At 56.3% G+C, this 8,879-nt stretch carries 9 protein-coding genes; 6 read left to right on the forward strand and 3 right to left on the reverse strand.

Annotated elements, in window-relative coordinates; translation table 11 throughout:
- The first annotated feature begins 617 nt into the window (after positions 1-617).
- The 3 genes from AB7E65_RS10145 (at position 618) to AB7E65_RS10155 (ending at position 2,563) form a co-directional block, all read left to right on the forward strand.
- Positions 618-896 carry a hypothetical protein gene (locus AB7E65_RS10145; RefSeq protein WP_072287817.1) on the forward strand — a complete coding sequence of 93 codons (279 nt, stop codon included), beginning with the start codon at positions 618-620 and terminating at the stop codon, positions 894-896.
- Positions 897-1,120: 224 nt separating this feature from the next.
- Positions 1,121-1,381, forward strand: coding sequence for a hypothetical protein (locus tag AB7E65_RS10150; RefSeq protein WP_158514042.1), 261 nt, complete (start codon positions 1,121-1,123; stop codon positions 1,379-1,381).
- Positions 1,382-1,522: 141 nt separating this feature from the next.
- Positions 1,523-2,563, forward strand: coding sequence for a radical SAM/SPASM domain-containing protein (locus tag AB7E65_RS10155; protein ID WP_072287816.1), 1,041 nt, complete (start codon positions 1,523-1,525; stop codon positions 2,561-2,563).
- Positions 2,564-2,634: 71 nt separating this feature from the next.
- Here AB7E65_RS10155 and AB7E65_RS10160 read toward each other — a convergent pair whose 3' ends face one another.
- The 3 genes from AB7E65_RS10160 to AB7E65_RS10170 form a co-directional block, all read right to left on the reverse strand.
- Complete coding sequence (locus tag AB7E65_RS10160; RefSeq protein WP_072287815.1) at positions 2,635-3,810, reverse strand: SpoIIE family protein phosphatase; 1,176 nt, start codon at positions 3,808-3,810, stop codon at positions 2,635-2,637.
- A gap of 6 nt (positions 3,811-3,816) precedes the next feature.
- Positions 3,817-5,574, reverse strand: a complete 1,758-nt coding sequence (locus AB7E65_RS10165; RefSeq protein ID WP_072287814.1) for a [Fe-Fe] hydrogenase large subunit C-terminal domain-containing protein — start codon at positions 5,572-5,574, stop codon at positions 3,817-3,819.
- Between the two features lie 103 nt (positions 5,575-5,677).
- Positions 5,678-5,947 (reverse strand): (2Fe-2S) ferredoxin domain-containing protein, encoded by a 270-nt coding sequence (locus AB7E65_RS10170; RefSeq protein ID WP_072287813.1) that lies wholly within the window; start codon positions 5,945-5,947, stop codon positions 5,678-5,680.
- Positions 5,948-6,646: 699 nt separating this feature from the next.
- Between AB7E65_RS10170 and panB the strand changes: the two genes are divergently transcribed.
- The 3 genes from panB to panD are packed head-to-tail and all read left to right on the forward strand — an operon-like array spanning position 6,647 to position 8,728.
- Positions 6,647-7,450 carry a 3-methyl-2-oxobutanoate hydroxymethyltransferase gene (gene panB, locus AB7E65_RS10175; RefSeq protein WP_428745815.1) on the forward strand — a complete coding sequence of 268 codons (804 nt, stop codon included), beginning with the start codon at positions 6,647-6,649 and terminating at the stop codon, positions 7,448-7,450.
- Positions 7,451-7,472: 22 nt separating this feature from the next.
- Positions 7,473-8,324 (forward strand): pantoate--beta-alanine ligase, encoded by an 852-nt coding sequence (gene panC, locus AB7E65_RS10180; protein WP_072287811.1) that lies wholly within the window; start codon positions 7,473-7,475, stop codon positions 8,322-8,324.
- Between the two features lie 8 nt (positions 8,325-8,332).
- Positions 8,333-8,728, forward strand: coding sequence for an aspartate 1-decarboxylase (panD, locus tag AB7E65_RS10185; protein ID WP_072287810.1), 396 nt, complete (start codon positions 8,333-8,335; stop codon positions 8,726-8,728).
- The last annotated feature ends 151 nt before the right edge of the window (positions 8,729-8,879 follow it).

Raw genomic sequence — 8,879 nt, forward strand, 5'->3', positions numbered from 1 at the left:
AGATAGCAGATTGGATCAATTGAACCTGCTCAAATAGCCAGCCGCCTTTAGGCGGCCCAAGGTTTGAGCCAACCGCTTTGAGCGGTTCACCCATAAAGCCCCCGGTTTGACCGGGGGATACTTACACATTGTTCCCCTCCTCATGAGATGTGTTTGTATCGATCAGGCCCAAGAATAATGGGATTTCAGCAGGTTTTAAACTTTTTTGAAAAAATGTTTTAATCCTGTCTGAAGCTGCGCGCAGAACACCCCTCCAACCAGTTCAAAAATCCGGCAGCGTTACCCCAACCCAAATGGTTATTTGTGACAAAAACGAATCTTGAAAATTCACAGCAAAAGCGTCGGCAGTATAGAGTTGAAAAAACCCGACTGTCAACCCAAAATTGCTGCAGATCGTGACTTTTCCCTATACTTAGGAAAACTGTGATGGTAGCATTAGAATGCCTTTTTAGTCCTCCGCCTGGGTCGTAGTGCACCACGGATTTTGTGGAAGCGGTGACGGGCATTTTTTCTGGTCTCAATGTGTCGCAGTTGCACGACACTTACGAATTGAGGCCCATAATGCCGGTCAATGTTTGCATGTTCACATAGGGGGTGGTATAGTCAGGTCTCGCGATATGAAGATTTACTTTCTTGTTATTCGAGCCAGGCCGGTTCCCGGCAATCCGAATTATCGCGTAGTGCCGGGAGTCAGCGCCAGGTTCTGGGTCATGGAGCAGAGTTCATCAGGGGCTCTGCATCGTGCTCTGTATTTTCTGAAATGCAAGGGTTATGTTGCCATCGGTGTCGAACAGCCGGCAATTCCTGCCGGCGCGGCCATGCATGCCTGGTCTGAAAACGAGATGGCGGGATACCAGCGGGCGAGGAATTTTGGGATTTCGATGTTTTTGACCTGACTGCTGGCTGTCGATGGGGCGAACAGTAATAAAAAATTATTTTGTTCCCATTTGTAACATATTGAAAACATTGATAAAAAAACAGGCTTTTCAGGCCGCAAAAAAAAATTGCCGCTTTGCAAAATTTCTGTTGATTTTGTTGTAAAAAGGAGTATTTTTTGGCCGTCTGTCACAGGGACAGACGATTTTCAAGTACAACATTCACGGGGTTTAGGAGATTTGTCATGATGAAGAAAGTTGTTGTGTTTCTTTGCGTCCTTCTTATGGCTGGTATGACGGTTGCCTGTCAGAAAAAAGAAGAAGCTCCCGCTGCCGTTGAGCAGGCCCAGGAAGTTGCTCCGGCTATGGATCAGGCTGTTGAAGAAGCTGCCGAGACCGCTGAAGCCGTGGTCGACGAAGCTGCTGAAGCCGTTGCCGACGAAGCTGCTGAAGCTACCGAAGCCGCTGCCGATGCCATGGCCGAAGAGAAGCCCGCTGCCGAGTAATTCGGACGGATGGCTTCCCTGGTCGGTGCATACGCACTGCTCCGCAGGAAACCAGCACCATAAAAAAGCCTCCATGTGCTTGTCACATGGAGGCTTTTTTCTTGAGAAGAGATTTTCGTTTTGGCTGCACCAACAAGCTGTATGTCTGTCAAATCCCATCAAAAACTGGTGTGTATCCAACCGTTTGTCTGGTGCGAGATTCACGCCGATGGTTCGGTCTTTGCCTGCTGCCCATCCTGGGTGAATGTCCCCCTGGGCAATCTTCTCCGGGATTCTTTCGATTATATCTGGAACGGCCCGGTTGCCATGCGTCTGCGTCAATCCGTTCTGGACGGGAGTTTTTCCCTGTGCGACCAGGTGCGCTGCCCCCGCCTGGCAGGACGGCAGGCTCCTGTGATGCCGCAGGATGCGGTACCGTTGCCATATCTTCGGGAGGTCTTGCGTCGGAACGACCTGCATTTGCCTTTTGGGCCTCGTCAGCTCAATCTCTGTTACGATGCGCGTTGCAATCTTGCCTGTCCCAGTTGTCGAAAGGGGTTGGTTCGGGTCGGCGGGCGCTACCTGGGGCGCATTCGGCAGATAGAAGTCCGCCTGAAGCAAGCCTTCGGACCGAGCGTAGAGGAAATAACCGTGAGCGGTTACGGGGACCCCTTCGGGAGCCCATCCTACCTGGCCTTTCTGCAAAATCTGGATACTTCCGATTTCCCCCGACTGCATACGCTCCGACTGCATACCAACGCGCAACTCTGGGATGCGTCTGCATGGGAGGGGCTGGGTTTGGCCCGAGCCCTGATTCGTTCGGCGGAAATCTCCGTCGATGCCGCCAGCGCACCAACTTATGCGGAGAATCGTCGCGGCGGTGATTTTGGTTGTCTGTTACACAACCTGGCTTTCATAGCAACGCTTGGCTTGCGGATTCGGCTGAGTTTCGTGGTGCAGCGGAACAATTTCCGCCAAATGCCGGCCTTCGCAGCGCTGGCCAAAGACTTCGGTTTCTCGGCCTATTTCAGCCAGTTGTCTGACTGGGGGACTTTTTCAGGGGAGGACTACAGACATCGGGCCGTTCACAATCCCGGGCACACCGAGCATGAGGCTTTCAAGGACATTGCGCGACGCTTGGTGGGTGTGCCGGGGGTGGACCTGGGAAATTTGCTGCCGTTGCTGGCCGATGCGCAGGCCTGAAACGGTGCCGATGTCAGCAGTGTGCAAGGTACTCTATTTTTGCGGTTCGCTATGCGCTGTTTGCATTCTGGTCAGATATAGCGGATGTTTACTTCCTTGAGATACTTTTTTTGCAGTACACGCGCCAGGCGCTTGGCTATGTTGCGGCGGATCTCCAGGTCTTCCGGGTGGCGCGGGGACTGGTGCGCCTCGTTGATTTTGGTGCCGATCACAAACTGGATGCTGTCGCTGTCACGCAGAAGGTTGGTCAATTGGGCGGCACCGTTGCTTTCCTGGGGGGCTTCGCCGCGTTCCAGATACTGGGCGGCGTGGGTCAAAGTCAGAATGCCTTCCGTAATCAGGTCGACGCCTTCCATGGTCGCCAGGGGAGGGATGCCTTTGGCGACCGTGGAGAGGTCCGTGTGGATCTCCCTGCCAAGCTCCCGCGCCACGATTTCCGCGGAGGTTCCTCCGCAAATGACCTTGTTGCCCCGGAATGCATTGAGGATCCAGGCATATTCCCGGTCGTAATTTTTGGAAAAGGGGGGTCCTGTCAGCAGAATGGTGCGTCGCGGGGTGCGGAAGTAAAATACGGCGGCTGTCATGTCATCGCCGGGTTGGCGATTTTCCTCGAGACTTTTCGCCGTATCGACGATCTGTCGGGCCAGTTCCCGGGCGGATATGGAAGGATTCCCGCGCACCAGATCGATCACATGTGAAGCGCATCCCTGGCGGCGCCAGCCGAGTTTGTGCTGGTCGGACCCAAGGCCTGCCTGGCTGATGCCGTCGGACATGAAAATCAGCCGGTCCTGAGGTTTTACATCGACTTCATAAATCCGCATTTTACGGTTTTCATGACGCGGCGACCATACTTCCTTGAAGGCCGGGTCCAGGAGTTTGCCGTTGCGGATCAGGATAAAGGGCGGATTGTCCATCTCGATGATCCGTACGGTTTCGCCGGGTATGTAATCGATGATGGAAAAGGTGGCGTAACTGATTTTGCGTTTCTGGCAGATGGGCAGGGCGTCCATCATGGTTTCGGCGGAGGGAATGAGTGCCTGGTTGCTGCCGATGAATTTCAGGGCCATGGACGCCGTCATGTTGGAAAGGATGCCGGCCTTGACCCCGTGTCCCAGTCCGTCGGACAGCACCGCGATAATGCGATTGAAGCCCGGCGTTTTCTCCATCATGAAGCAGTCGCCGCAGATATCCTCGCCGACGCAGTTATATTGAAACGATTCTATTTCCACGAACAGTGAGTTGTTCATCGCTGCTTACCTGTCCTCTTCGCGGAGTTCTTCGTCCACCACCGGGCGGGCCGGAGCGAAGCCTTCCGCCAGCGAACGCAGGAGAATCTCCGTCTCCGCCATGTTTTCTCCGAGTTTGCAGGCGATTTCCTGAACCGTCTTGAGGTTTTTATGGATGACTTCCCGAGCCCGGCGGGCAATCATCTCCCGCGGCATTTCGTGCGCCGTAATATCGCTGATGACGCCGCCGGTGACATGCCCCGGTTCAATGGGGAAGATGTTGATCTGGAAGATGCGATCTTCAACATGCAGGGCATCGTGCTGCAGAGTCGCGCCGCTGTCCAGGGCTTGTCGAAAAAGCTGGGGAAAGGGCAGGATGTGTTCCAGTACCGCGCCCTTGAGTCCCGGGCAGTAATCATAGGTTTCCGCCAGGTCTTTGCTGAACAGTTCGGCGAACTGCCGGTTGCAGTCCACCACCCGCAGATCCTTGTCTACCAGGACAATGGCCGAAGGAATGCAATGCAGCAGCGCATTGGCCTTGCGCTGCGCCTGACGCCGCAGGTAGGACAGGCACATGGATACTTCAGCGTGTCCCGAGAGAATGGCGTGAGCGAATTCCCGGCAGGTTTCGTACCCGCATCCTCCGCAATTGAGTTCGTCCTCGGTTTTTTCCTTGTCGATCAGACGCAGGGCCTGGTGGATCTCCTGATCGCTGTAGTGCTGTGTCTGCAGGGGTTGGTCGAAAATGGTTTCCATGATGTCGCGTCGCGGCATCCGCTGCAGTGGCGCGGCCGGCACTTCGGCGCGGGCAATGATTTCCTGCCACTGATCCAGATTGCCTTCCCGCATCTGGGCGCAGGGCCCGTTGATGCAGCCCCCGCGGCAGGCCAGCAGTTCCATGAACAGCGGTTGCGGCAGGGTCTTGGGCTTGAATCCCGACAACACGTGGCGGATGCCGTTGATGCCAGCGACCGTAATGCAGCGCACATTATCGCAGTCGCCATGCAGGCGTATGGTCTCGATCATGCCTCCTTCCACGGGGTAGAGGGCGCCTTCCTGGGCGTTTTGGGGGACAAAACAGTCTTCGCCGCCGGGACGCAGTGCGGCCGGGTCGATGTGTTCGTCGAGCAGCCACTGGCGCAGATCGGCAAAGGTGATGGCCGCATCCAGCAGTTCCGGATGCCGGTCAGCTTCATTTTTCTTTGCGCCGCAGGGTCCGATAAAGACAATGCTCGCGTCGTGGCCGAAATGTTCCCGCAACATGGTACAGTGCGACAGCAGGGGGGAATATACCCTGGTTATCGAATCCGAGAGTTCGGGCAGGTATTTCTGGATAAATGTCACCGCTGCCGGGCAGGCGGAGGAAAGATAGAGACGATTTTCGCCCTTGGCCAGTTCCGTGGCCACCAGGGCCGACACTTCCTGGGCGCCGAGGGCAGTCTCGCTTACGCCGGCAAAGCCAAGTTTGCGCAACGCCGCGATGATGTGGGTCGAAGGGATGTCGGGAAACTCGCTGACGAAGGAAGGGGCGATGGAGGCGAAAACCCGCGCGCCGGATCGAACCAGATGGCGGATCTGGTCGAGGTCGTTACGTACCCGCTTGGCATTGGCGGGACAAACCCGGACGCAGGTTCCGCAGCTGACGCATTTTTCCGGAACGATACGGGCTTGCCCATCGGCGACCTTGATAGCTTTGACCGGGCAGTACCTGACGCATTTGGAGCAGTCCTGGCACTCTGTTTCCTGGGTGAAAATGGCCGGTTGAAGAGACGGGTTCTGATTCATGTAAAGACCTTTTCAGATTTTGTGCCGACAGGGACGGAGTTTTGGAGGTCTTTTTCGCAGGTTGGCGACGGGCGGATTGCAAGCCTGCAGCAGAGCTGGGCGATTACGACCCGGCCGGCGTGGATCCGTCATCGCCGAGCAGCTGTTCCTCCAGGATTTTGATAAGATCCGCCTTGTTGGCATGGAAAAACACTTTGTCGTCGATCTTGAGGATGGGGCCGCGATCACAACTGTCTTCGCAGCGCGCGCCGCGCAAATCGATCTGATGTTCCATTTTGTGTTCCGCGATAAAAGTTTCGATGATTTCAAGATTTCGATCGTTGCCGCGGCTGAAGCAGGAGCTTCCCATGCAGATGACTATTTGTTTTTTCATGCGGATATTCTCCTCAAATCATGCAGATTGTCCCTCACCTGCCGCTCGCCGGACCGGATCCCTCCCCCAGGGATGCAGCCCGTTTATTCATCGGATGCCGTGCGGCCACAGTCGGGTAATTCCAAGCCTGCATCGAAGGCGGTTCGTTCAGTAAAGGATGATTTAGCGCTTTGTGGCAGGCTTGATCAGCCCGAAACATAGCATTTTCGATTCATTATACGGGAAAGTTTCTTATGAATAAAACAATTTGAAACAGAGAAAAACATTAAATGTGGTTTATGGCATAGCCTCGTATCGTCGGGTTTTGTCGCGCCGGCGACGGGAGGTTTCAGATCATGGGCGCAAATGTGGCGTGGCTGGCCGGGGCCGGCATGGCAGCCTCCAGGATGCGATTTCGGCCGGAAACCCGTTGCCGGATGTGGAAATCAGGGAAAAATCTGGACAGCGCCGCAATCCTGTGTTATAGATGCCCAACTTTGAGAAAGAGGTGGATGCAGGCCCGGAACATGAGCCGGAGCCGCAGGGGGTCTGCCTTTTTCGCACGTTTCATACCGCCTGGATCCATTGGACCGGGACGGAAGGCAGTTGTACCACCGGGAGCGGTATTCGTATGTCTCCTGCAGGCACAGGTCTTTCGGACGGCGTCCGAAAGGCTTTTTTTTTGGCCGGGATCCGAACAACACGTCATGGAGAAGAGCCATGCAGAAACGTAAAACGGTTCTCGATATCCAGCGCATGAAGGCCGAGGGGGAAAAGATCGCCATGCTTACCGCCTACGATTATCCCTTTGCGCGACTGATGGACCTGGAGGGGGTCGACATGGTGCTGGTGGGCGATTCCGTCGGGGTGGCGGTTGCCGGTTACGAGCATACCCTGCCGGTGACCATGGAGGAAATGATCTATCATTGCCGCGCCGTGGCGCGCGGGTTAGGGCAGGGCTTTCTGGTGGCCGATATGCCCTTTTTGTCCTACCAGGTCGACCTGCGCGAAGCGCGCCTCAATGCCGGACGCCTGATCAAGGAAGGGGGCGCCCAGGCTGTCAAGATCGAAGGCGGGGAGCATGTCGCCGACATCGTACGGGCTATCGTCAATATGGACATCCCGGTGGTTGGGCATATCGGGCTCACTCCCCAGTCGATCCATCGCATGGGCGGCTATCGGGTGCAGGGCAAGCAGGATCAGCAGGCCCGCCAATTGCTGAATGACGCGCGTGCCGTGCAGCAAGCCGGTGCTTTCGCTGTCGTTCTCGAAGGCATACCAGCGGCGCTCGCCGCCCAGATTACCGCAACCCTCGACATCCCGACCATTGGTATCGGCGCGGGTGCTGCCTGTGACGGCCAGGTGCTGGTGATTCACGATATCCTCGGTCTGTGTGAAAAGTATTCCCCGCGATTCGTCAAGCGCTATGCCGATGCCGCCACTTTGATCCGGCAGGGGGTCAGAAGTTATATCGACGAAGTGAAGCAGGGCGTGTTTCCCGGCCCTGAACACAGTTTTTCCTGAAACGAGGATGTGCTGAGCTGTTATGGAAATTATCTATGATATCAAAGTGGTTCAGAGCCGCTGCGAAGAAGTCCGCAGGAGCGGAAAGCGCATTGCGTTTGTGCCAACCATGGGGTGTCTGCATGAAGGCCACCTGTCGCTGATGCGGGAGGGCCGCGAGCGGGGCGACCTGCTGGTGGCTTCTATCTTTGTCAATCCCACCCAGTTCGGACCCAAGGAAGATTTCGCCGCCTATCCCCGGGATCTCGAGCGCGACGCCGAACTGGCACGGCAGGCCGGTGTCGATATTCTCTTGCATCCGACTGTAGAGGGTATGTATCCCGGCGGCTTTGCAACCTATGTCAACGTCGAGGGACTGACCAAAACCCTCTGCGGGGAGAGCCGCCCGGGGCACTTTCGCGGGGTGACAACGGTGGTCTGCAAGCTGTTTAATATTGTCCAGCCCCATGTCGCCCTGTTCGGTCGCAAGGATTTCCAGCAGTTGACCGTGCTGCGCCGCATGGTTGCGGATCTCAACATGCCCATCGAGATCCTCGGCATGCCGACGGTGCGCGAGCCGGACGGGCTGGCCATGAGTTCGCGCAATATCTATCTGTCCCCTGCTGAACGCCGGCAGGCTCTGGCCCTGATCGATGCCATGCGCCAGGCCGGCGTGGCCGCTCGCCACGGGGAGCAGCATGTCCGGCGCCTGGTGGGACTGGTGCGCGAGCGTATCGGACGGGAGCCGGATGCCCGCATCGATTACATAAAAATCTGCGACGGCGACACCCTGGAAAGTGTCGAACGCGTGGATACCAACTCTGTCCTGTTGCTGGCTGTATATATCGGCCGCACACGACTGATCGACAACAACTACATCTTCGAGGAGGTTTGACATATCCTATGAAGCGGAAAATGCTCAAATCCAAAATCCATCGTGCTACCGTGACCGGTGCCGATCTCGACTATGAAGGCAGCATCACCATCGATTCCGAGCTGATGAAACAGGCCGATATCCTGCCGTACGAGGCGGTAGATATCTGGAATGTCACCTACGGAACCCGTTTTCAGACCTACGCCATCGAAGGACAACCGGGAAGCGGGGTGATCTGCATCAACGGCGCGGCTGCCCGCCTGGTCTCCCGGGGTGACAAGGTCATCATCGCCAGCTGGCTGGAGATCGATGCCGAAAAGGCCTCCCTGTACGAGCCGAAGCTGGTATTCGTCGATGACAGGAACGTCCCGACCTCCCAGAAAAGCGAAAGCCCGGGCCAGGGCAACCTGCGCAACGCCATCTGAGAGCCGCCGAATCCATGGCGGCCAACGCACCGACGATTTTTCTGGCGCGATATCTGCTGACCATGGTGGGGCCCTGTATCGAACACGGTGCTTTGCGGGTTGCAAAAGGGCGCATTGTCGAGGTTGGTCCGGCAGCCCTTCTTCTGAATGA

This window comes from Syntrophotalea sp., assembly GCF_050253115.1.
Taxonomy (GTDB): domain Bacteria; phylum Desulfobacterota; class Desulfuromonadia; order Desulfuromonadales; family Syntrophotaleaceae; genus Syntrophotalea; species Syntrophotalea acetylenica.

Bases quoted from the DNA above. Each gene is read 5' to 3' on its own strand.
- AB7E65_RS10150 (WP_158514042.1), top strand. From the start codon at position 1,121: ATGATGAAGAAAGTTGTTGTGTTTCTTTGCGTCCTTCTTATGGCTGGT.
- AB7E65_RS10155 (WP_072287816.1), top strand. From the start codon at position 1,523: ATGTCTGTCAAATCCCATCAAAAACTGGTGTGTATCCAACCGTTTGTC.
- panD (WP_072287810.1), top strand. From the start codon at position 8,333: ATGAAGCGGAAAATGCTCAAATCCAAAATCCATCGTGCTACCGTGACC.
- panB (WP_428745815.1), top strand. From the start codon at position 6,647: ATGCAGAAACGTAAAACGGTTCTCGATATCCAGCGCATGAAGGCCGAG.
- panC (WP_072287811.1), top strand. From the start codon at position 7,473: ATGGAAATTATCTATGATATCAAAGTGGTTCAGAGCCGCTGCGAAGAA.
- AB7E65_RS10145 (WP_072287817.1), top strand. From the start codon at position 618: ATGAAGATTTACTTTCTTGTTATTCGAGCCAGGCCGGTTCCCGGCAAT.
- AB7E65_RS10170 (WP_072287813.1), bottom strand. From the start codon at position 5,947: ATGAAAAAACAAATAGTCATCTGCATGGGAAGCTCCTGCTTCAGCCGC.
- AB7E65_RS10165 (WP_072287814.1), bottom strand. From the start codon at position 5,574: ATGAATCAGAACCCGTCTCTTCAACCGGCCATTTTCACCCAGGAAACA.
- AB7E65_RS10160 (WP_072287815.1), bottom strand. From the start codon at position 3,810: ATGAACAACTCACTGTTCGTGGAAATAGAATCGTTTCAATATAACTGC.